Origin of the sequence: Priestia sp. FSL P4-0332, assembly GCF_038005845.1 — a bacterium.
Lineage (GTDB): Bacteria > Bacillota > Bacilli > Bacillales > Bacillaceae_H > Priestia.
Genome location: NZ_JBBOUA010000001.1, coordinates 247,501 through 268,089 on the forward strand (window position 1 = coordinate 247,501; position 20,589 = coordinate 268,089).

At 40.6% G+C, this 20,589-nt stretch carries 18 protein-coding genes, 2 rRNA genes and 1 riboswitch (1 of these 21 only partly in view); of the genes, 18 read left to right on the forward strand and 2 right to left on the reverse strand.

All coding sequences use genetic code 11. The features are described from left to right. The 15 genes from MKY06_RS01395 to purD form a co-directional block, all read left to right on the forward strand. Nucleotides 1-1,671: ribosomal RNA gene (locus MKY06_RS01395) — 23S ribosomal RNA — on the forward strand; it begins 1,265 nt to the left of the window's first position. A gap of 62 nt (nt 1,672-1,733) precedes the next feature. Continuing rightward, nucleotides 1,734-1,849 (forward strand): 5S ribosomal RNA (gene rrf, locus MKY06_RS01400). 166 nt (nt 1,850-2,015) lie between these two features. Beyond that, nucleotides 2,016-2,216, forward strand: a complete 201-nt coding sequence (locus MKY06_RS01405) for an NETI motif-containing protein (protein ID WP_057240125.1) — start codon at nt 2,016-2,018, stop codon at nt 2,214-2,216. An 84-nt stretch (nt 2,217-2,300) separates the two neighbouring features. Next, a riboswitch (purine riboswitch) is annotated at nt 2,301-2,402 on the forward strand. Nucleotides 2,403-2,530: 128 nt separating this feature from the next. Continuing rightward, on the forward strand, nt 2,531-3,019 hold the full coding sequence (purE, locus tag MKY06_RS01410) for a 5-(carboxyamino)imidazole ribonucleotide mutase (protein ID WP_013055034.1): 489 nt from the start codon (nt 2,531-2,533) through the stop codon (nt 3,017-3,019). Continuing rightward, the gene (gene purK, locus MKY06_RS01415) at nt 3,012-4,157 is read left to right on the forward strand and encodes a 5-(carboxyamino)imidazole ribonucleotide synthase (RefSeq protein ID WP_013081438.1); all 1,146 of its coding nucleotides are present in this window, start codon (nt 3,012-3,014) and stop codon (nt 4,155-4,157) included. The genes purE and purK overlap by 8 nt, the downstream gene beginning before the upstream one ends. Continuing rightward, entirely contained in the window at nt 4,154-5,446 is a 1,293-nt protein-coding gene (gene purB / locus MKY06_RS01420) for an adenylosuccinate lyase (protein WP_013055036.1), read from the forward strand. The genes purK and purB overlap by 4 nt, the downstream gene beginning before the upstream one ends. 74 nt (nt 5,447-5,520) lie before the next feature. Next, nucleotides 5,521-6,228, forward strand: coding sequence for a phosphoribosylaminoimidazolesuccinocarboxamide synthase (purC, locus tag MKY06_RS01425; protein ID WP_013055037.1), 708 nt, complete (start codon nt 5,521-5,523; stop codon nt 6,226-6,228). 7 nt (nt 6,229-6,235) lie between these two features. Then, nucleotides 6,236-6,487: a phosphoribosylformylglycinamidine synthase subunit PurS gene (gene purS / locus MKY06_RS01430; protein WP_013055038.1), complete on the forward strand. Its 252-nt coding sequence runs from the start codon at nt 6,236-6,238 to the stop codon at nt 6,485-6,487. After that, nucleotides 6,484-7,170: a phosphoribosylformylglycinamidine synthase subunit PurQ gene (purQ, locus tag MKY06_RS01435; protein WP_013055039.1), complete on the forward strand. Its 687-nt coding sequence runs from the start codon at nt 6,484-6,486 to the stop codon at nt 7,168-7,170. The genes purS and purQ overlap by 4 nt, the downstream gene beginning before the upstream one ends. Beyond that, nucleotides 7,154-9,385 (forward strand): phosphoribosylformylglycinamidine synthase subunit PurL, encoded by a 2,232-nt coding sequence (gene purL / locus MKY06_RS01440; protein ID WP_013055040.1) that lies wholly within the window; start codon nt 7,154-7,156, stop codon nt 9,383-9,385. Before purQ ends, purL begins: the two co-directional genes overlap by 17 nt. Further along, a complete protein-coding gene (gene purF / locus MKY06_RS01445) occupies nt 9,361-10,776 on the forward strand; it encodes an amidophosphoribosyltransferase (protein WP_013055041.1) in 1,416 nt (471 codons plus the stop codon). The genes purL and purF overlap by 25 nt, the downstream gene beginning before the upstream one ends. Before the next feature lie 26 nt (nt 10,777-10,802). After that, entirely contained in the window at nt 10,803-11,840 is a 1,038-nt protein-coding gene (gene purM, locus MKY06_RS01450; RefSeq protein WP_013055042.1) for a phosphoribosylformylglycinamidine cyclo-ligase, read from the forward strand. After that, a complete protein-coding gene (gene purN, locus MKY06_RS01455; protein WP_013055043.1) occupies nt 11,837-12,415 on the forward strand; it encodes a phosphoribosylglycinamide formyltransferase in 579 nt (192 codons plus the stop codon). Before purM ends, purN begins: the two co-directional genes overlap by 4 nt. A 103-nt stretch (nt 12,416-12,518) precedes the next feature. Then, on the forward strand, nt 12,519-14,057 hold the full coding sequence (gene purH / locus MKY06_RS01460; RefSeq protein ID WP_013081443.1) for a bifunctional phosphoribosylaminoimidazolecarboxamide formyltransferase/IMP cyclohydrolase: 1,539 nt from the start codon (nt 12,519-12,521) through the stop codon (nt 14,055-14,057). A 13-nt stretch (nt 14,058-14,070) separates the two neighbouring features. Continuing rightward, on the forward strand, nt 14,071-15,345 hold the full coding sequence (gene purD, locus MKY06_RS01465; RefSeq protein ID WP_013055045.1) for a phosphoribosylamine--glycine ligase: 1,275 nt from the start codon (nt 14,071-14,073) through the stop codon (nt 15,343-15,345). Between the two features lie 30 nt (nt 15,346-15,375). Here the strand turns inward: purD and MKY06_RS01470 are convergent, their stop codons facing one another. Further along, nucleotides 15,376-15,633, reverse strand: coding sequence for a YgaP family membrane protein (locus tag MKY06_RS01470; RefSeq protein WP_016762773.1), 258 nt, complete (start codon nt 15,631-15,633; stop codon nt 15,376-15,378). A 102-nt stretch (nt 15,634-15,735) separates the two neighbouring features. On the opposite strand from MKY06_RS01470, the gene MKY06_RS01475 reads away from it, so the two are divergent. After that, entirely contained in the window at nt 15,736-17,484 is a 1,749-nt protein-coding gene (locus MKY06_RS01475) for an adenine deaminase C-terminal domain-containing protein (protein WP_029325693.1), read from the forward strand. Between the two features lie 147 nt (nt 17,485-17,631). Then, complete coding sequence (locus tag MKY06_RS01480) at nt 17,632-17,937, forward strand: YerC/YecD family TrpR-related protein (protein ID WP_013055048.1); 306 nt, start codon at nt 17,632-17,634, stop codon at nt 17,935-17,937. A 37-nt stretch (nt 17,938-17,974) separates the two neighbouring features. Here the strand turns inward: MKY06_RS01480 and MKY06_RS01485 are convergent, their stop codons facing one another. Next, entirely contained in the window at nt 17,975-19,357 is a 1,383-nt protein-coding gene (locus MKY06_RS01485; protein ID WP_013055049.1) for a glycine--tRNA ligase, read from the reverse strand. Nucleotides 19,358-19,869: 512 nt separating this feature from the next. Between MKY06_RS01485 and MKY06_RS01490 the strand changes: the two genes are divergently transcribed. Next, a complete protein-coding gene (locus tag MKY06_RS01490) occupies nt 19,870-20,568 on the forward strand; it encodes a heptaprenylglyceryl phosphate synthase (protein ID WP_029324664.1) in 699 nt (232 codons plus the stop codon). Nucleotides 20,569-20,589 lie beyond the last annotated feature (21 nt).

Below are 20,589 nucleotides of genomic sequence, written 5' to 3' on the forward strand. Positions count from 1 at the left end.
CGTAAGGACTGGTGGAGCGCTTAGAAGTGAGAATGCCGGTATGAGTAGCGAAAGACAAGTGAGAATCTTGTCCACCGAATGCCTAAGGTTTCCTGAGGAAGGCTCGTCCGCTCAGGGTTAGTCGGGACCTAAGCCGAGGCTGAAAAGCGTAGGCGATGGCCAACAGGTTGATATTCCTGTACCACCTCCCCGCCGTTTGAGTAATGGGGGGACGCAGTAGGATAGGGTAAGCGCGCTGCTGGATATGCGCGTTCAAGCAGTTAGGCTGATGAGTAGGCAAATCCGCTCATCATAAAGGCTGAGCTGTGATGACGAGGGAATTATAGTACCGAAGTTCCTGATTCCACACTGCCAAGAAAAGCCTCTAGCGAGGCGGGAGGTGCCCGTACCGCAAACCGACACAGGTAGGCGAGGAGAGAATCCTAAGGTGATCGAGAGAACTCTCGTTAAGGAACTCGGCAAAATGACCCCGTAACTTCGGGAGAAGGGGTGCTCTGGTAGGGTGTATAGCCCGAGAGAGCCGCAGTGAATAGGCCCAGGCGACTGTTTAGCAAAAACACAGGTCTCTGCGAAGCCGCAAGGCGAAGTATAGGGGCTGACGCCTGCCCGGTGCTGGAAGGTTAAGAGGAGGGGTTATCCTTTGGGAGAAGCTCTGAATCGAAGCCCCAGTAAACGGCGGCCGTAACTATAACGGTCCTAAGGTAGCGAAATTCCTTGTCGGGTAAGTTCCGACCCGCACGAAAGGCGTAACGATCTGGGCACTGTCTCAACGAGAGACTCGGTGAAATTATAGTACCTGTGAAGATGCAGGTTACCCGCGACAGGACGGAAAGACCCCGTGGAGCTTTACTGTAGCCTGATATTGAATTTTGGTACAGCTTGTACAGGATAGGTAGGAGCCTGAGAAGCCGGAGCGCTAGCTTCGGTGGAGGCGTCGGTGGGATACTACCCTGGCTGTATTGAAATTCTAACCCGCGGCCCTGATCGGGCCGGGAGACAGTGTCAGGTGGGCAGTTTGACTGGGGCGGTCGCCTCCTAAAATGTAACGGAGGCGCCCAAAGGTTCCCTCAGAATGGTTGGAAATCATTCGTAGAGTGTAAAGGCACAAGGGAGCTTGACTGCGAGACCTACAAGTCGAGCAGGGACGAAAGTCGGGCTTAGTGATCCGGTGGTTCCGCATGGAAGGGCCATCGCTCAACGGATAAAAGCTACCCCGGGGATAACAGGCTTATCTCCCCCAAGAGTCCACATCGACGGGGAGGTTTGGCACCTCGATGTCGGCTCATCGCATCCTGGGGCTGTAGTCGGTCCCAAGGGTTGGGCTGTTCGCCCATTAAAGCGGTACGCGAGCTGGGTTCAGAACGTCGTGAGACAGTTCGGTCCCTATCCGTCGTGGGCGTAGGAAATTTGAGAGGAGCTGTCCTTAGTACGAGAGGACCGGGATGGACACACCGCTGGTGTACCAGTTGTCTTGCCAAAGGCATCGCTGGGTAGCTATGTGTGGACGGGATAAGTGCTGAAAGCATCTAAGCATGAAGCCCCCCTCAAGATGAGATTTCCCATAGCGCAAGCTAGTAAGATCCCTGAAAGATGATCAGGTTGATAGGTCAGAGGTGGAAGCGTGGCGACATGTGTAGCTGACTGATACTAATCGATCGAGGACTTAACCAAACTTTAAAAGCGTAAGCTTTACTCAGCAAACTGTTATCTAGTTTTGAGAGAACAATCTCTTGTCTGGTGGCGATAGCGAAGAGGTCACACCCGTTCCCATACCGAACACGGAAGTTAAGCTCTTTAGCGCCAATGGTAGTTGGGACTTTGTCCCTGTGAGAGTAGGACGTTGCCAGGCCAATAAAAAGACTAGTCATTCAATGACTAGTCTTTTTTGTTTCTAAAAATTACAGCGTGAATTTAACTTTTAAATTATGTTACACTATAGTGGATTCATTTAATTTTTTATTATAAAAGTTCTTTTTGACGTTGTAAGAAACTTCTTTCGAACTGGAGGCTGCATTTTGGGTAAGAAATCAAAAAAAGTACTATACGAATTACAGGAAAATGAAACAATCGCAAGTTGTTTAGATCGGATGAAAAAAGACGGGTATATGCCCGTTCGACGTATGGAAAAGCCTATCTTTGAAGAAAAAGAAATAAATGGTAAAAAAGAGTACGTTCCAGTAAGACAACAGATTGTTTTCGAGGGCAAAAGTCTCTAAATACGAACATTTTAATGATAAAAATAGTAAACATTCGATTTTTGGGTTGACTTTTTTCTGGTTTGGCTGTTATTATTAAGTTGTCAATTGAGATATCCGAAACCTCATATAATAGTGGGAATATGGCCCACGAGTTTCTACCCGATGACCGTAAATCATTGGACTATGAGGAGAGTACAATTACTAAATAGGTAAACAAGATTCCTTTTCAAAAGGAATGTTGATACATGAAACCTAGGGTAGTTGTGGCTTTCCTTTAGTGAGCCATAACGTACCCTAGGTTTTTTTATAACGTGAAAAAGGAGCTTTTATTCATGAATGTAAAAGTTGCTGTTGTAATGGGCAGTCAGTCAGACTGGAGCACTATGAAATATGCGTGTGACATTTTAGATGAATTAAATATTGAATATGAAAAGAAAGTTGTATCAGCACATCGAACGCCGGATTATATGTTTGAGTACGCTGAAACTGCTAAAGAACGAGGGATTAAAGTTATTATTGCTGGCGCTGGTGGCGCTGCTCACTTACCTGGTATGATTGCTGCAAAAACAATTTTACCTGTAATAGGTGTACCGGTTAAATCAAGTAACTTAAACGGTTTAGATTCACTTTTATCGATTGTTCAAATGCCAGGCGGCGTACCGGTAGCTACAGTAGCTATTGGAAAAGCTGGTTCTACGAACGCTGGGTTGCTAGCAGCACAAATCTTAGCAACACAGGATCCAACGTTAAGTGATCAACTTGAAAATCGTAGAGAGTCTATTAAATCATCTGTGTTAGAAAGTAGTGATCAACTTGTCTAATTTACTTATACCTCCTGGTAAAACAATTGGAATCGTAGGCGGTGGACAGCTTGGGAGAATGATTGCACTATCTGCTAAAGAAATGGGTTATTACATTGCAGTGCTTGAACCAACAGAAGATTCTCCTTGCGGTCAAGTAGCAGATATTAAAGTCATTGGCAACTATGATGATAGAAAAGCGGTTGAACAGCTTGCTGAAGTGTCAGATGTCATCACCTATGAATTTGAAAACGTTGATGTTGAGATGATGAAATGGCTAGAAACAAAATGCTACGTGCCACAAGGCAGTCATTTACTAGCCGTTACACAAAATCGTCGTTTAGAAAAAGAAATGATTACAAAGCTTAATCTAGACGTTCCTGACTACGCAATCGTTACGACTGAAGAAGAACTTTTAAAAGCTGTCGAAACAATTGGTTATCCTTGTGTTGTAAAAACTTGCCGAGGCGGATATGACGGTAAAGGGCAAGTTCTAGTGAAAAATGAAAATAATATTCGTGAAGCAGCTGAGCTATTAGCGCAATCGGAATGTATTGTAGAACAGTGGATGAATTTAGATAAAGAAGTATCAGTTATTGTGCACCGCAATGCAAAAGGCGAAACGGTATGTTTACCAGTAGCTGAGAACATTCATAAGCATCATATTTTACACCAAACAATTGTTCCGGCACGTATTACAGCAGATCAAGAAGCGAAAGCTCTTCAATATGCGCAAGAAATAGCAAAAGGATTAGATTTAGTTGGTACATTAGCAGTTGAGATGTTCCTAACTGAAGAAGGTCAGCTTTATATAAATGAAATGGCACCTAGACCTCATAATTCAGGTCATTATTCAATCAATGCTTGTGATCTTTCTCAATTTCAACAGCACGTAAGAGCCATTTGTAACTGGACCCTAGCACAGCCGACTTTATTAAAACCTGCTGTTATGGTTAATCTATTAGGGGAACATATTGAGAACACAATGGCAAAAATCGAATGTTTAGATGATATGCACTTGCATTTGTACGGAAAAAAAGTTGCAAAAGAGAAGAGAAAAATGGGACATATCACGGTATTAGCTGATAAGATAGATGAGGCGATAGAAAAAGCCGAATCTCTAGGAATTTGGGAAAGAACGGAGGAAGTAACAACATGATTGAACGTTATACAAGACCAGAAATGGCAGCTATTTGGACAGAAGAAAATAAATTTAAAGCTTGGTTAGAAGTTGAAATTCTAGCTTGCGAAGCATGGTCAGAATTAGGACATATTCCGAAAGAAGATGTGAAGTTAATTCGTCAAAATGCATCTTTTGATATTAACCGCATCAATGAAATTGAACTAGAAACGCGTCATGACGTAGTAGCTTTCACTCGTGCAGTATCTGAAACGCTTGGTGAAGAGCGCAAGTGGGTACACTACGGTTTGACTTCAACTGACGTAGTTGATACAGCTCTATCTTATTTATTAAAGCAAGCTAATGAAATCTTGCTAAGTGACGTAGAGCGCTTTGTAGAAGTACTAAAGGAAAAAGCTCAAGAACATAAGTATACGGTTATGATGGGACGTACGCACGGTGTACACGCTGAGCCAACGACATTTGGTTTGAAAATGGGATTATGGTACGAAGAAATGAAGCGTAACCTAGAGCGTTTAAAACGTGCAGCAGCTGAAGTGGAATTCGGTAAAATGTCAGGAGCAGTTGGAACGTTCGCTAACATCGATCCTTTCGTTGAAAAATACGTATGTGAGAAGTTAGGAATTTCACCAGCACCAATCTCTACGCAAACATTACAGCGTGATCGTCATGCACACTATATGTCAGTCCTAGCGTTAATTGCGACATCTATTGAGAAATTTGCAGTAGAAGTTCGAGGTCTTCAAAAGAGTGAAACACGTGAGGTTGAAGAGTACTTTGCAAAAGGTCAAAAAGGATCATCTGCAATGCCTCATAAACGTAATCCAATCGGTTCTGAGAACGTAACGGGACTTGCTCGCTTAATTCGCGGCTATATGGTTACAGCTTATGATAATGTACCGCTTTGGCATGAGCGTGACATCTCTCATTCATCGGCAGAGCGTGTCATCTTACCTGATGCAACGATTGCTTTAAATTACATGTTAAATCGTTTTGCAAACATTGTTAAAAACTTAACAGTATTCCCTGACAACATGAAGCGCAACATGGATCGTACACTAGGATTAATTTACTCACAGCGTGTACTGTTAACACTAATCAATAAAGGCATGGTACGCGAAGAAGCATACGACTTAGTACAGCCAAAAGCAATGGAAGCATGGGAAACGCAAGTTCCTTTCCGTTCTTTAATTGAAGGCGAAGAACGTATTACTCGCCACTTATCACCAGAAGAGATTGAAGATTGTTTCGATCATAAGCACCATTTAAAAAATGTAGATATGATTTTTGAACGTTTAGGTCTTTAATAAAAAAGGCAAGGCACGTCCTTGCCTTTATCTAAGAAAGTGTATCTGAATATTCTGTATGTAGAGGTGACAGCATGGAAAAGCAAGAGTTACTTTATGAAGGAAAAGCGAAAAAGATTTACGCTACTGATGAGCAAGATGTATTGTGGGTTGCTTATAAAAATGAAGCTACAGCATTCAACGGTCAGAAAAAAGCGGAGATTAGCGGAAAAGCACAGTTGAACAATCAAATTAGTAGTTTACTATTTTCAATGTTACATGAGCAAGGGATTACAACTCACTTTGTGAAGCAGCTTTCAGATCATGAACAAGCGGTTAAGAAAGTAGAAATTGTCCCGCTTGAAGTTGTTGTACGAAATGCTACAGCAGGAAGCCTTGCGAAGCGAATTGGCGTAGAAGAAGGTATTCGTTTTGAACAGCCAATCGTTGAACTTTACTACAAAGATGATGCGCTTGGTGATCCATTAATTCTTGCAGAACATGCGATTTTCCTTAAAGCTGCAACTCAAGAAGAGATTGATAGTTTAAAGGCACAAGCACTTCAAATTAACGAAATATTATCGAAATTTTTCAAAGATAAAGATATTTTCTTAGTGGATTTTAAATTAGAATTCGGCCGTACTTCTCAAGGCGACATTATTTTAGCGGATGAAATTTCACCTGACACTTGCCGCTTCTGGGATGTTCATACGAACGAAAAATTAGATAAAGATGTATTCCGCAGAGATTTAGGCGGTTTAACAGAAGCATACGAAAAAATCTTACAGCGAATCGGAGGATAACCCAACCATGTATAAAGTAAAAGTATTTGTCACATTAAGAGAAAGTGTATTAGACCCTCAAGGAGTAGCCGTTAAAAATTCATTGCACCGTATGTCTTATGAAGAAGTAGAAGAAGTACGCATCGGTAAATTTTTAGAGCTAACAATCGACAGCACAGATTCATTAGATGAACGCGTAAAAGAAATGTGTGAAAAGCTTTTAGTTAATACAGTAATTGAAGATTACCGTTACGAGGTTGAGGAGGTTGTCGTACAGTGAAATTTGCTGTAATTGTTTTTCCAGGATCAAACTGTGACGTCGATATGTATCATGCTATCAAAGATGAGCTTGGTGAAGAAGTAGATTACGTTTGGCACGATACAGAATCATTAGATCAATATGATGGTATCTTGCTTCCAGGTGGTTTCTCATATGGAGATTACCTTCGTTCAGGTGCTATCGCTCGCTTCTCAAATGTAATGGACGCTGTAAAAAAAGCAGCAAGCCAAGGAAAGCCAGTACTAGGTGTATGTAATGGATTCCAAATTTTATTAGAAGCAGGATTACTGCCAGGTGCTATGCGCCGTAATGAAAACTTAAAATTCATCTGTAAAACAGTGAATTTGAAAGTAGCTAATAACGAAACAATGTTTACAAATGCTTATGGCAAAGATGAAGTAATTGCTATTCCAGTGGCACACGGTGAAGGCAACTACTATTGTGATGAACACACGTTACAAAAATTGATTGAAAACAACCAGATTCTTTTCCAATACGCAGGTGATAATCCAAACGGAAGTCTTCAAGATATTGCAGGGATTACGAACGAAACAGGCAACGTATTAGGAATGATGCCTCACCCAGAAAGAGCGGTAAGCGATCTTTTAGGAAGCGCGGACGGACTTAAATTATTTCAATCAATCGTAAAGCAGTGGAGGGAACAAAATGTCGTTACTTCTTGAACCAAATGTAGAGCAAATTAAAGAACAAAAGTTATATCGAGACATGGGATTAACAGACGAAGAGTTTGCGAATGTAGAGCAACTGCTTGGTCGTACTCCTAATTATACAGAAACAGGCTTATTCTCTGTTATGTGGTCAGAGCACTGCAGTTATAAAAACTCTAAGCCTGTACTGAAAAAATTCCCTATCACGGGTGAAAAAGTATTACAAGGTCCTGGTGAAGGAGCTGGTATCGTTGATATTGGTGACAACCAAGCCGTTGTATTTAAAATCGAAAGTCATAACCATCCATCAGCGATTGAACCTTATCAAGGAGCAGCAACTGGTGTAGGTGGTATCATTCGTGACGTCTTTTCAATGGGAGCAAGACCGATTGCACTTTTAAACTCTTTGCGTTTTGGTGAATTAACTTCTCCAAAGGTTCGTCATTTGTTTGAGGAAGTAGTAGCGGGAATCGCAGGTTACGGTAACTGTGTAGGAATCCCAACAGTAGGCGGAGAAATTCAGTTTGAAGCTTCATATGAAGGAAATCCGCTTGTTAACGCTATGTGTGTGGGTTTAATTAATCACGAAGACATTCAAAAAGGTCAAGCTAAAGGCGTTGGCAACACGGTTATGTACGTAGGAGCAAAAACGGGCCGCGACGGTATTCACGGGGCAACATTCGCTTCTGAAGAACTATCTGATCAGTCAGATGAAAAGCGTCCTGCTGTACAAGTAGGAGATCCATTTATGGAAAAACTTCTTCTTGAAGCTTGCTTAGAACTTATCAAGTGTGACGCTTTAGTCGGTATTCAAGATATGGGTGCTGCGGGCTTAACAAGTTCTTCAGCAGAGATGGCAAGTAAAGCAGGTTCTGGTATTGAAATGAACCTTGATCTTGTACCTCAGCGTGAAACAGGTATGACACCATATGAAATGATGCTTTCAGAATCTCAAGAGCGCATGCTCATCGTTGTTGAAAAAGGCCGTGAAAATGAAATCGTAGAAATCGTAGAAAAATACGGATTAGAAGCGGTTTCAGTTGGTCACGTAACCGACGATAAGCGCCTTCGTTTAACTCATAACGGAGAAGTAGTCGCAGATGTTCCTGTAGATGCATTAGCAGAAGATGCACCGGTGTACCACAAGCCATCTCAAGAACCAGCATACTATCGTGAGTTCCAAGAGCAATCAGCATATGCTCCTACTGTTGAAAATCACAGTGATATGTTAGTAACACTTTTAAAACAGCCTACTATTGCAAACAAAGAGTGGGTTTACAACCAATATGACTATCAAGTACGTACAAACACAGTTGTATCTCCTGGATCTGACGCGGCGGTTGTTCGTGTACGTGATACAAATAAAGCATTAGCGATGACAACAGACTGTAACTCTCGCTATTTATACCTAGACCCAGAAGTAGGCGGCCGTATTGCAGTAGCAGAAGCTGCTCGTAACCTTGTATGTTCAGGTGCACAGCCTCTTGCAATTACAGACTGCTTAAACTTCGGTAACCCTGAAAAACCAGAAATCTTCTGGCAAATTGAAAAAGCAACAGACGGTATGAGCGACGCTTGCCGTGAGCTATCGACTCCGGTTATCGGCGGTAACGTATCTCTTTACAATGAAACAAAAGGTGAAGCAATTTACCCAACTCCTGTTATCGGAATGGTTGGTTTGATCGACGATATCAACCATATTACAACTCAATATGCGAAGCAAAAAGATGACTTAATCTATGTTATTGGTAAAGCTGAAGCAGAATTCGCAGGTACTGAGCTTCAAAAAGTACTAGAAAACGGTACGGTATTTGGGCATTCACCTAAATTAGATTTAGCAGTTGAAAAAACACGTCAAGATCAGCTTCTTCAAGCAATTCGTGAAGGTGCAGTTCAATCTGCTCACGATATTGCAGAAGGAGGATTCGCGGTAGCCCTAGCTGAAAAAGTGATGAACGGCAGCGGATTAGGTGTGGACGTAACGGTAGACGGCGAAGCAACAGCAGAGCTATTCAGTGAAACACAATCACGTTTTATCGTAACGGTTTCTCCAGAGAATAAAGAAAAATTCGAAATGCTTGTACAAGATGTAACATTAGTAGGACGCGTAACAGAAGACGCAACATTAACTGTTAAACATCAAGAAAATGTTCTTGTTCAATTATCAGTTGAAGAATTAACTACTGCTTGGAAAGGAGCGCTTCCATGCTTGCTGAAATCAAAGGCTTAAACGAAGAATGTGGCGTATTCGGTGTATGGGGACATGAAAATGCAAGCCAGATTGCTTATTACGGTTTGCATAGCTTGCAGCACCGCGGACAAGAAGGCGCTGGTATTGCTGTAACAGACGGAGAAAAAGTGACAGTAATGAAAGGCGTCGGTCTTGTTAACGAAGTATTTGGCCACGGAGAGTTAGAGCAACTAAACGGTAAAGCAGCAATTGGACACGTTCGTTATGCAACAGCTGGAGGCGGAGGGTTTGAAAATGTTCAACCCCTTCACTTCCGCTCTCATAGCGGAAGCCTTGCGTTAGCTCATAATGGAAACTTGGTTAATGCAAATGCATTAAAGCATCAGCTGGAAAACCAAGGGAGTATTTTTCAATCAACATCGGATACAGAAGTACTGGCTCACTTAATTAAACGAAGCGGCTATGAAGATATGAAAGATAAAGTAAAAAATGCTTTATCAATGGTTAAAGGCGCATACGCATTCGTTATCTTAACAGAAGATACGATGATGGTTGCACTTGACCCTCACGGATTGCGTCCGCTATCAATTGGACGATTAGGTGATGCTTATGTAGTAGCTTCTGAAACATGTGCATTTGATATTGTTGGAGCAGTTCATGAGCGTGATGTAGAGCCGGGTGAATTACTCATTATTAACGATGAAGGTATTCAATCAGAACGTTTCACATTAAACGTAAACCGCGCAATTTGCAGTATGGAATATATTTATTTCTCAAGACCAGATAGTAATATTGATGGAATCAATGTCCACTCTGCACGTAAAAATTTGGGGAAACAACTTGCAGTTGAGTCACCAATTGAAGCAGACGTTGTAACAGGCGTTCCAGATTCAAGTATTTCAGCAGCGATCGGTTTTGCAGAACAGTCAGGTATCCCATACGAATTAGGTTTAATTAAGAATCGATACGTAGGCCGTACATTCATTCAGCCTTCACAGGAACTGCGTGAACAAGGTGTAAAAATGAAGCTGTCTCCAGTACGTAAAATTGTAGAGGGTAAACGTGTTGTTATGGTAGATGATTCTATCGTTCGTGGCACAACAAGCCGTCGCATTGTTCGTATGCTTCGAGAAGCAGGAGCAACTGAAGTACATGTACGCATCAGTTCACCACCTATTAAAAATCCATGTTTTTATGGAATTGACACGTCGTCATCTTCTGAGCTAATTGCTGCTACGCGCTCTGTTGAAGAAATTCGTGAATTAATTGAAGCTGATTCACTTGTTTTCTTAAGCAACGAAGGATTAGTAGATGCAATCGGCAGACAGTATGAAGGCAACGGCGGACAGTGTATGGCATGTTTCACTGGAAAGTATCCAACTGAAATTTATCCAGATACTGTACACCCTCATGAAAAGGTAACTTGTTAGTTTTAACGTAAAAAAGGAGTGACAACATGTCATATTCATATAAACAAGCTGGAGTTGACTTAGAAGCAGGATATGAAGCTGTTTCACGTATTAAAAAGCACGTAGAACGAACTGCTCGTGCAGGTATTATGGGAACAGTCGGCGGCTTTGGCGGAATGTTCGATTTATCTACATTGAATTTAAAAGAACCTGTTCTTGTTTCTGGTACAGATGGAGTAGGAACAAAATTGAAGCTTGCTTTTCAAATGGATAAGCATGACACAATTGGTGTGGATGCAGTTGCCATGTGTGTAAACGACGTGTTAGCACAAGGAGCAGAGCCTCTTTACTTCTTAGATTATATTGCTTGCGGGAAAGCAGTTCCTGAAAAAATTGAATCGATTGTAAAAGGAATTGCAGACGGCTGTGAACAATCCAACTGTGCGTTAATTGGCGGAGAAACAGCTGAAATGCCAGGTTTGTACGAAGAAGATGAATATGATCTTGCTGGGTTTACAGTAGGAGCAGTAGAAAAGTCAGAAATTATTACTGGAGATGAGATTGAAGCTGGTCAGCTGTTGATCGGTATTTCATCTAGCGGTATTCACAGCAACGGCTACTCTCTTGTACGTAAAATTGTTGATGATCAAGGATTAAATCTTCACGAAACTTACTCTGGTTTTAATGAAAAGCTTGGAGTTGAGTTATTAACACCAACAAAAATATACGTGAAGCCGGTCCTAAAAGCATTACATGCAGCTAAGATTGCAGGTATGGCTCATATTACTGGAGGCGGATTTGTTGAAAATATCCCTCGTATGCTTCCTGAAGGTTTAGGTGTAGAAATCGATTACGGTTCTTGGCCAATTCCATACGTGTTTGATTTCCTTGAAGAGCAAGGCAAGCTGGACCGTAAAGAAATGTTTGAAGTATTCAACATGGGAATCGGATTTGTTTTAGCTGTTGAACCTGAAGATATGAATAAAGTCATTGAAGCAATTGAAAACGAAGGCGAAAAAGCATTTGTTATCGGACGTGTAAAAGAAGGAACAGGTGTTGAATTTGCTGGAGGGACGTTTGCATGATAAATATTGCAGTGTTTGCTTCTGGAAACGGCAGTAACTTTCAATCCATCTACGAAGCAACTCAGTCAGGTCGATTAAAAGCAAATATTGCGCTTGTTGTTTGTAATAAACCGGATGCATACGTAATTGAACGAGCAAAAGCATGTGGAATACCATGCTTTGTTTGTTCGCCTAAAAACTATGAAAATAAAGAAGCGTACGAGGAAGCAATTCTTGCAGAGCTTACATCAGCTAAAGTAGAATTTCTTGTTTTAGCAGGATATATGCGATTAGTTGGTTCGACGTTGCTTAAGCCATACAAAAATCGTATTGTTAATATTCATCCGTCGCTTTTACCTGCATTTCCTGGGATTGATGCTATTGGTCAGGCTTTTGATGCAGGAGTAAAAGTGATTGGAATTACCGTGCATTTTGTAGATGAAGGAATGGATACAGGACCAATTATTGATCAGCAGGCTATTCGCATTGAAAAAGGCGATACAAGAGAAACAGTTGAGGCCCATATTCATGAAATTGAACATCAATTTTATCCCGCGGTACTAAATGAATTATTTGAACAAGCCGCAGTTAAATAAATAGGATGTAACCTTGTCAAAAAAGTTTTAATCCTTTACTATGGTAGAGTAGTAGTGAAAGAAAGATTTTAAATGAGAGATCGGATCAGGAGGAGTTTACAAAATGACAGCAAAACGCGCACTTATTAGCGTATCTGATAAAGAAGGTATTGTTTCATTTGCACAAGAATTAAAGGACTTAGGAGTAGAAATTATTTCAACTGGCGGTACAAAGCGTACTCTAGAAGAAAACGGTATTGACGTTATCGGAATTTCTGAAGTAACTGATTTCCCAGAAATTTTAGACGGCCGTTTAAAAACATTGCATCCTAACGTTCACGGTGCTTTATTAGCGTTACGCGATAATGAAGAGCATCAAGCACAAATGAAAGAGCATAATATCTCGCCAATCGACTTTGTAGTTGTAAACTTATATCCATTTAAAAAGACAATTGAAAAAGAGGATGTAACGCTTGCTGAAGCGATTGAGAATATTGACATCGGTGGACCTACAATGCTTCGTTCAGCTGCGAAAAACTATCGTTCTGTCTCAGTTGTAGTAGATCCAAGCGATTACGCAACCGTAGTAGAAGAGTTAAAAGCTGATGGCAATGTTTCATTTGAAACCAATCAACGATTAGCAGCAAAAGTATTCCGTCATACGGCAGCTTATGATGCATTAATCGCTGAATACTTAACAAACATTACAGGTGAAACAACTCCTGAGAAATTAACAGTAACGTATGAGCGTGTTCAAGGCTTACGATACGGAGAAAATCCTCACCAACAAGCTTCTTTCTATAAAAAGCCGTTAACACAAAAAGGTTCTATTGCAACAGCTACGCAGCTGCATGGAAAAGAGTTATCATACAATAATATCAACGATGCAAATGCAGCTCTTCAAATCGTAAAAGAATTCAAAGAGCCGGCTATCGTAGCGATTAAACATATGAATCCTTGCGGTGTAGGTGTGGGTGAAACAATTGCTCAAGCTTATCAAAAAGCATACGAAGCGGATCCTACATCTATCTTTGGCGGTATCGTAGCAGCTAACCGTCCTATCGACCGTGAAACGGCTATTCAGTTAAAAGAAATTTTCTTAGAAATCATCATTGCTCCTGCGTTCGATCAAGAAGCATTAGATGTATTAACAGCTAAGAAAAACCTTCGTTTACTAACGATAGAGCTTGATGAAAAAGCAGAAAAAGAAGCTTTCTTAACATCTGTAAAAGGCGGCGTGCTTGTTCAGGATGAAGATGTGTTCGGATTTGATGATGCAACGATTACTGTTCCAACGAAACGCGAGCCAACAGAAAAAGAGTGGGCAGATTTAAAATTAGCATGGAAAGTTGTTAAAAATGTTAAGTCTAATGCTATTGTACTTGCAAAAGATGACATGACAATCGGCGTAGGGGCTGGTCAAATGAATCGCGTAGGCGCTGCAAAAATTGCGATTGAACAAGCTGGTGAAAAAGCACAAGGTTCAGCTTTAGGTTCAGATGCGTTCTTCCCAATGGGGGATACAGTAGAAGCAGCAGCTAAAGCAGGAATCACAGCTATTATTCAGCCAGGCGGATCAATTCGTGATGAAGAGTCAATTGCAAAAGCAGATGAATACGGCATTGCAATGGTATTTACAGGCGTAAGACATTTTAAACATTAATGAGGTGAAGAACGTGAATGTTTTAGTTATTGGAAAAGGCGGAAGAGAGCATACAATTGCATGGAAAGCTTCAAAAAGTCCACTTGTTAACGAAGTGTTTGTAGCACCAGGAAATCCGGGCATGAGAGATGTGGCAACGATTGTACCAATCGATGAAAGCAGCCAAGAAGAGCTTGTGCTATTTGCAAAAGAAAACAAGATTGGATTAACAATTGTTGGACCAGAAAATCCGTTAATTGAAGGCATTGTTGATCGATTTGAACAAGAAGGTCTTCCAGTCTTTGGACCGCGCAAACAAGCAGCGATGATTGAAGGAAGCAAAAGCTTTGCAAAAGAGCTCATGAAAAAGTATGATATTCCAACCGCAGCGTATGAAACATTTACGTCTTACGAGGAAGCAAAAGCATATGTGGAAAAGCAAGGCGCTCCAATTGTTATTAAAGCAGACGGCTTAGCGGCTGGTAAAGGTGTAACTGTTGCTTTAACAGTGGAAGAAGCTGTAGATACATTACGTGATTTTCTAGTTGACCAAAAATTTAAAGAAGCAAGTGCAAAAGTAGTTGTAGAAGAATTTTTGGATGGTGAAGAATTTTCATTAATGGCATTTGTACGCGGTACAAATGTATATCCAATGGTAATTGCACAAGATCATAAGCGTGCTTTTGACGGCGATCAAGGTCCGAATACAGGAGGCATGGGAGCTTACTCTCCTGTTCCGCAAATCAGTGATGCAGAAGTACAAGAGGCTGTAGAAAACATCTTACTTCCAATGGCTAAAGGATTAGCTGAAGAAGGCTGTGAGTATACAGGAATTCTATATGCTGGTCTGATTCAAACACAAAAAGGACCAAAAGTTATTGAATTTAATGCGCGTTTTGGAGATCCTGAAACACAGGTTGTACTGCCGCGTATGAAAAGCGATTTAGTCGATGTGCTTCTTCGCATTTTGAAAGAAGAAAAAGTAGAAATTGAATGGGATGATGAAGCGGCTATCGGAATCGTATTAGCAGCAGCAGGCTACCCAGAAGATTATCAAAAGGGTGCGCCAATTAACGGATTGGATGCGATTAGTGAAGACGCGCTTGTTTTCCACGCTGGTACAGCTTTAGAAAACGACACATACGTTTCAAACGGCGGCCGTGTTCTATTAGTAGGTGCTAAAGGAGCAACTCTTCAAGAAGCGCAGCAAGAAGTATACAAACAAATGGCTCATATCGATTTAGAAAAAGGCTTTTTCTACCGCAAAGACATCGGCCATCGTGCATTAACAAAAGCAGCTTTAAAATAAAAAAGGAGAGCTTAGGCTCTCCTTTTTACCTTACGAAGGATTATACGTTTCTTCATTTCCATTTGGATGGTGTTCATGTTCATCGTGTTTTTGACATGAATCATAAGCGTACGTAAGGGGGCAAAAACGTGTGATACCTTCTGCCACTTTTAAAGCTCCCATTAACCCTAGGAAGATGTATGAATCTTTGTACGGTCTGCGAGATAAACGAGATGTTGTCCAAGAAAGAAGGGTAAAGCCCAGTGTAAGTCGAATTAATGCGTTAACAATGCCGATATTTGGTTTCATGTTTTATCACCTTTATTCATAAAATTAATAACAGTTTCTGAATGCGTTTACATCAAGGATGTGTTACGATAAAAATACATAGTAAATTAGGGGGAATTTAGCATGCCGGAACAAAGATACCGCTGGAAAAGCAAACATATTAGACAGCAGCTCTTAGTATTAAACGGTCAAAAAGCACCAACTATTGTCTTAAAAGATGCAACATATTTGAACGCTCGAATGAAGCAGTGGAAAAAAGCACATATTTGGGTTTACCAAGATCGTATTGTATACGTTGGCTCACAGATGCCTAAGCACACAGACGCTTCTACAGAGATTATAGACTGCAGTGAGAAATATGTGGTTCCTGGGTATATTGAGCCGCATGTTCACCCGTTTCAGTTATATAATCCCCAGACTTTTTCCCAATATGCAGCCAAGCACGGAACAACGACTTTATTTAATGATAATTTAATTCTCGCTTTACAGCTTGAACAAAAAACGGCATTTTCATTGATTGAAGAAATGAAAACGTTACCACAATCGCTGTACTGGTGGTGCAGATTTGATTCGCAGACGGAAATTGATGAAGAGGCTGACATCTTCTCACATACGAACATTACTTCTTGGCTACAAAATGAAGCTGTCTTACAAGGAGGCGAACTGACAAGTTGGCCGAAGCTTTTAGACGGGGATGATTTAATGCTTCACTGGGTTCAAGAGACAAAAAGGATGAGAAAGCATATTGAAGGACATTTCCCGGGGGCATCAGCATTTACCTTGGCAAAAATGAAATTACTAGGGGCAGACAGCGATCATGAGTCTATGACAGGGGAAGATGTTGTTGCTCGGTTAACGCAAGGCTATGACGTTGCTTTGCGCCACTCTTCAATTCGGCCAGATTTGCCAAAATTGCTACAGGAGTTAAAAGAGCTGCAGGTAGATTATTTTGACCATATTACGATGAATACAGACGGTTCTCCGCCTTCTTTTTACCAAAATGGCGTGTCAGATATGTTAATTACATTAGCTATTTCAGAAGGGGTTCCCGTGTTAGATGCTTATAATATGGTGTCTGTAAATATTGCTCGCTATTATAACATGGAACATTTGCACGGGCATGTAGCAACAGGCTGTGTGGCTAATATTAATATTTTAGAAGATCCTATGCGGCCTACTCCGGTCTCTGTACTAGCAAAAGGAAAGTGGATGAAAAAAGAAGGCAAAGAACAAGCATTAGCCTCAGTAGAATTTCCTTGGGGAAAGTTTGGTTTTTCACCGCTAGAGTTGGACTTTGATTTAACGATGGACGATTTTCAATTTTCCATGCCAGTAGGCGTAAAAATGAAAAATGCTGTTATTATGGAGCCGTATTCAATTCACTTGAATGTGAGCGGAGATGTATTAGCCTCTGATCATGATGAAAGTTTTTTAGTGCTGGTGGACCGAGAAGGCAAGTGGCGGATCAATACGCTGTTAAAAGGATTTGCGACAAATGTATCGGGACTGGCGAGTTCATTTTCAAATACAGGTGATTTTATTTTAATTGGAAAATCGAAAAAAGATATGATGTGTGCATTTAAACGTATGAAAGAAATTGGAGGCGGTATTGTCATTACCGAAGATGAGAAAGTAGTATACGAACTGGATCTTCCGTTAAAAGGAGTCATGTCGAATCTGCCGATGGAGGAGTTAAGTAAACGAGAGGTAGAACTCAAGAAAGTGCTGGGGGAGCGAGGATACAAACACGATGATCCTGTCTATTCACTGCTGTTCTTTTCGTCTACACATTTGCCTTATATTCGTATCACGCCAGTAGGAATTTATGATGTTATGAATAAAAAAGTACTTTTTCCGTCTATAATGCGTTAAAATATAAAAGTATCAAAGGAATTTGAAATTTGTATGAAATTGGCTGTCTTCATACAGAATGAATGTATGTGCAAATAAATATAGAAACTGTATTTTATAGATAGAAACAACCAGTAAAGAAAGCCAATGATAAAGGAGTTCGATACGATGCAAATCAACAAACTACGAGGAAAAGAATTAGATCAGCTATTTCAAGCGATTTTATCATTAGAAAACATTGAAGAATGCTATCAATTTTTTGATGACCTATGTACAGTTAATGAAATTCAATCATTAGCACAGCGCTTAGAAGTGGCAAGAATGCTAAGAGAAGGCAACACGTACCATAAAATTGAGACGGAAACTGGAGCAAGCACAGCAACTATTTCCCGTGTTAAACGCTGCTTGAATTATGGAAGCGATGCGTATCAAATGGTGTTAGAACGCCTTCAAGAAGATTCAAATCAAAAGTAAAGCGTATGGCTGAAGCAGCCATACGCTTATTTTTTAATTAAAATTGAGTTGCTTCTTCAATGATATTTTTAAGGTCGCTAATTGCAACACGTTTTTGTTCCATTGTGTCGCGGTTACGGATTGTTACTTGATTGTCTTCTAATGAATCGAAGTCGAATGTAATACAGAACGGCGTACCGATTTCATCATGGCGACGGTAACGTTTCCCGATTGAACCAGCATCATCATAGTCAATCATAAAGTATTTTGCTAAATCTTCAAAGACAGCGCGAGCTTCGTTAGAAAGCTTTTTAGAAAGTGGCAATACAGCAGCTTTAAATGGTGCTAAAGCAGGGTGAAGCTGCATAACTGTACGAGAAGAGCCATCTTCTAACGTTTCTTCTTCATATGCATCAATCATATAAGCTAATGTTACACGGTCAGCGCCTAAAGAAGGCTCGATGCAGTAAGGTACATAGCGTTCGTTTGTTTCTTGATCAACATATTGGAAGTCTTCTCCAGAGTGTTCCATATGCTGCTTTAAGTCATAGTCTGTACGAGAAGCTACGCCCCATAGTTCGCCCCAGCCGAATGGGAACTTGTATTCAAAGTCCGTTGTTGCATTACTGTAGTGAGAAAGTTCATCATCATCATGGTCGCGAAGACGAACGTTTTCTTCTTTCATACCAAGAGAAAGAAGCCATTTGTTACATGTTTCTTTCCAGTAGTTAAACCACTCTAATTCAGTGCCTGGTTTACAGAAGAATTCAAGTTCCATTTGTTCAAATTCACGCGTACGGAATGTGAAGTTACCAGGTGTAATTTCGTTACGGAAGCTTTTACCCACTTGGCCGATACCGAACGGAAGCTTTTTACGCATTGAGCGCTGAACGTTTTTAAAGTTTACGAAAATACCTTGAGCTGTTTCAGGACGAAGGTAAATTTCATTTGTTGATGTTTCAGTTACACCTTGGTGCGTTTTGAACATTAAGTTAAATTGACGAATTTCAGTGAAGTTAGCTGAACCACACTCAGGACATGTAATTTCATGTTCTTTAATTAAGTCAGCCATTGCATCAAATGAAAGGCCGTCTACGATCATTTCAATGCCTTTTTCTTGAAGTTTTTCTTCAATTAATTTATCGGCACGATGACGAGCTTTACAATCCTTACAGTCGATCATTGGGTCATTAAAGTTTCCTAAGTGACCAGAAGCTTCCCATGTTTTTGGGTTCATCAAAATCGCAGCGTCTAAACCAACGTTGTATGGAGATTCTTGAATGAATTTTTTCCACCATGCTTTTTTAATATTGTTTTTTAATTCTACGCCAAGCGGGCCGTAATCCCATGTATTTGCAAGACCGCCGTAAATTTCAGATCCTTGAAATACAAAGCCGCGGTGTTTAGCGTGAGATACGATTTGATCCATTGTTTTTGACATTCTAATTCCTCCTGTAAATGGTAGTGATTCAAGCGAAACAAAAAGAGCGGGTACAAAAAAACTCTCGTCCCTGGGCATATCAACAATATGCCCAGGGACGAGAGTTTTTCCCGCGGTTCCACCCTGGTTGATACAAAATGTATCCACCTTCGTCTGTATATACTCCAGATTGCCTTTTCCTTAAACCATTCTCTAGGCTCCCACCGTCCCTAGTTCGCTTTGTGAAGAGGATTTAAGTACTATTGATCCTTCAGCGTATATCATATGAATTTTAGTAGCTATATATTAGCATATCCTATGCAGAGAAACAATAACCTTGTGCAAAATGGGCTTTTTTTGTGATGTTTTCTTCCGGAATTTGAGGATAAAACCATATCTTTTATACATATTTTTTGAAAACAAAAAACGTAATGAAAAGTTCGGTTTTCCTTTCATTTCACCCTCTTAGTTTTGTTATAATGAACAAATGGACGAGCGCGAACTTTTAAGTGTAAAGAAATGGAGGAACATATATGTATGATATTAAAGAGTGGAGACATGTCTTTAAATTAGATCCTAATAAAGAGATTTCAGATGCAGATTTAGAAAAAATTTGCGAATCCGGCACGGATGCGGTTCTTGTCGGAGGATCTGACGGAGTGACTCTAGACAATGTACTGCAGCTGTTAATGCGGATTCGCCGCTATACGGTGCCGTGTGCGCTTGAAGTATCAACAATTGACTCTGTAACACCTGGGTTTGATTCTTATTTTATTCCGACCGTTTTAAACAGCAAGGATCCAAAGTGGATTGTTGATTTACATCACGGGGCGATGAAGGAATACGGAGAAATCATGGACTGGGATGAAATTTTTGTAGAAGGATACTGCGTACTTAACCCCGAAGCAAAAGTAGCTGCGCTAACGGAAGCGAAAACAGATTTGAACACAGAAGACGTTGTAGCGTATGCTCGTATGGCTGAACGCATGTTTCATTTGCCCGTTTTCTATCTAGAATACAGCGGAACGTATGGAGATCCTGAATTAGTGGCAGAAGTTAAAAATTCGCTAAATGAGACGAAGTTATTTTACGGCGGAGGTATTGAGACAAAAGAGCAAGCGAGTGAGATGGGAGAGCTAGCCGATACGGTTATTGTAGGAAATGTTATTTATACAAATTTAGCGGAAGCGTTAAAAACTGTAAAAGCAGTAAAAAAGAATATTGCACAGTGAAAAATAAATAAAGTAGAATAG